4 protein-coding genes are annotated in these 2,441 nt (G+C 71.4%); all 4 read left to right on the top strand.

The features are described 5' to 3' along the window. Window positions 1–455: HEAT repeat domain-containing protein (locus tag D7X99_RS41770; RefSeq protein WP_304998011.1), on the top strand; the 455-nt coding region annotated here is incomplete at its 5' end. A gap of 95 nt (window positions 456–550) precedes the next feature. Then, a complete protein-coding gene (locus D7X99_RS41765) occupies window positions 551–1,078 on the top strand; it encodes a DivIVA domain-containing protein (RefSeq protein ID WP_014397740.1) in 528 nt (175 codons plus the stop codon). Between the two features lie 9 nt (window positions 1,079–1,087). After that, window positions 1,088–1,387: a DUF167 domain-containing protein gene (locus D7X99_RS41760; protein ID WP_120581670.1), complete on the top strand. Its 300-nt coding sequence runs from the start codon at window positions 1,088–1,090 to the stop codon at window positions 1,385–1,387. An 8-nt stretch (window positions 1,388–1,395) separates the two neighbouring features. Beyond that, the coding region (locus tag D7X99_RS41755; protein ID WP_121782568.1) for a peptidase MA family metallohydrolase at window positions 1,396–2,441 on the top strand (1,046 nt) is incomplete at its 3' end.

Raw genomic sequence — 2,441 nt, 5'->3', positions numbered from 1 at the left:
TCGCCCCCGCCCGGCCCCCGGTGGATACCGGAACCTCCGGCGCCGCGGACCAGCCCCTGCTGAGGGGCCTGTTGTGGGCGGCGGAGCCCGCGCCGGAGGAGATCCGCACGCTCGCCATCGAGGACCTGGCGCTCCTGGGCGACCCGCGCGCCCTGGACCCGCTGGCCGCGTTCATCTGGGACCCGAACCCGCGCATCCAGCAGGCCGCGTTGCGCGCGGTGGCTCTCTTCCAGCACCGCCGCGCCGAAGAGATTCTGGGCAACGTCGTGCGCCACCCGCGCCTGCCGGACGCGCTCAAGATTCAAGCGCTGGGAGGTCTTCTGTATCAGCGCACCCCCACCGCCCGCCGGGTGGTGCAGGACGTGGCCGCGGACAGCCGCGTGGGCTACGCGGTGCAGAACGCCGCGCGCTCGGTGGCGTCGCAGTGGGAAGCCGCCCCGGCCGCCGCGCCCTGAAACACGCCTGCCTGTCTGCTCTCCAGCCCTGACGCCCCTCTGCCCCTCCGGGCCGATTCCTGGAGTGCGCGCGTGTATGGGTTAGACTGGGGCGCATGAAGATCACCCCCCTCGACATCCGGCAGAAGCGCTTCGAGACGGTGATGCGCGGCTTCGCGCGTCCCGAAGTGGGCGCGTACCTGGAGCTGATCGCCGGCGAGTTCGAGGAGGTGGTGAAGGAGAACATCGCGCTCAAGGAGGAGCTGAAGCGCACGCAGGCGCGGCTCGAGCAGCATCAGGAGCGCGAGCGCACCCTCCAGGAGACGATGGTCACCGCCCAGCGCATCAGCGAGGACCTGAAGGACGCCGCGAAGAAGGAAGCGGAGATCATCATCGCGGACGCGGAGCACCAGGCGGAGAAGATCGTCCACGGTGCGCACCAGCGGCTGGTGCAGGTGGTGGAGGACATCAACGAGCTCAAGCGCCAGCGCACCCAGTTCGAGTCGCAGGTGCGCTCCGTGGTGGAGGCCCACCGCAAGCTGCTGGAGACGTTCGCCGCGCCCACCTTCGCGGACCGCGACTACGCGCGCGTGGAGGACAACGTCGCGTTCCTGTCTCAGAAGAAGGCCACCTCCAACGACTAGCGCCCGCGCATGCCCGCCCCCTGGCTCAAAGCCGTGCAGACAGGGGTGGAGCTGACGGTGCTCGTCCAGCCGCGCGCGTCCCGCACCCGGGTGGTGGGCGAGCATGACGGCCAGCTGAAGATTCAACTCGCGGCCCCGCCCGTGGATGGCGAAGCGAATGCGGCCCTGGTGGAATTCATCGCCAAAACACTGGGCGTGCCGCGTCGGCAGGTGACACTCGTGGCGGGTGACACGTCGCGCCGTAAGCGATTGAGGGTGGAAGGGGTTGATGCGGCGGCGGCCGAGGCTGTTATCTCTGGTGGACCGTGAGGCCACGCATGCTCCGCCTGTTCGCCTTCCTGATGATGCTGCTGGCCTCTCCGGGCGTGTTCGCGCAGGACGAAGGTCCGCGGGGCATCCACGCCACGGAGGTCGTCGTCACGGACACCGCGCTCGTGCCCCACGCCCGCCCCGCCATCGTCGCGGGCGAGATGAAGACGCAGCGCTTCGTCATCCTGCACACCGCGAAGGCGGCGGGCGCGGCCCGGGCGCTGGCCGGGCAGATTGAAGGCGTGCGGGACGCCTTCGGCGCGATGCTGGGACGCGACTGGCCGGGCACCACCGAAATCCGCCTGGGCGTGGGCCGCCAGGAGTTCGAAGCGCTGGCGCTCCCCGGTGGCAAGCCTCCGGGCTGGGCCGTGGCGCTCGCCTACCCCGGGCATCAAATCATCCTGCTGGACGCGCTCAGCCTGAGCGACACGGAGGGGCCCACCACGCTGCGGCACGAGCTGGCGCACGTGGCGCTGGGCCAGCTGGCGAAGGACTGGCCGCGCTGGTTCCAGGAGGGCGTGGCGCAGAACCTCACCGACGAGCGCTACTCCGTCGCCCACTACAGCGCCCTCTTCCGCGCGGTGACACAGGAGCGTGTCTTCCACTTCGAGGACCTGTCCGACGAATGGCCGGACGTGCCCGCGGACGTCGAAATCGCCTACGCGCAGAGCGCCGCCTTCGTGGCCTTCCTCACCGGCAAGCACGGCTCGCACGCCATGGGCCTGCTGGTGGACGGCGTGCGCGCGGGTGAGCCTTTCGAGCAGGCCTTCGGCAAGGCCTTCCGCACGTCGCTGCTGCTGGAGGAGCAGGACTGGCGCGAGGGGCTCGCGGCCCGCTACGGCTGGCTGCCGCTCACCACCAGCTCCGCGCTCCTGTGGCTCACCGCCTCCGTGCTGTGCGTGGCCGCCTTCGCGCGCCGGATGCGCCAGAAGGCCGCGCGGATGACGGAGCTGGCCGCGGAGGACGCCGCCGAGGACGCCGCGCTGCGCCTGCTCGCCGCCGCCCGCGCCGCGGGGCCCCTCCCCGTGGACGGCTCCGAGCCGCTGTCCCCCGC

This window comes from Corallococcus sp. AB032C (genome assembly GCF_003668935.1).
GTDB lineage: Bacteria > Myxococcota > Myxococcia > Myxococcales > Myxococcaceae > Corallococcus > Corallococcus exiguus.
Note: the sequence above shows the minus strand (reverse complement) of the source record. Positions and strands in the feature narration are given on the sequence as shown.

Bases quoted from the DNA above. Each gene is read 5' to 3' on its own strand.
- D7X99_RS41765 (WP_014397740.1), top strand. From the start codon at position 551: ATGAAGATCACCCCCCTCGACATCCGGCAGAAGCGCTTCGAGACGGTG.
- D7X99_RS41760 (WP_120581670.1), top strand. From the start codon at position 1,088: ATGCCCGCCCCCTGGCTCAAAGCCGTGCAGACAGGGGTGGAGCTGACG.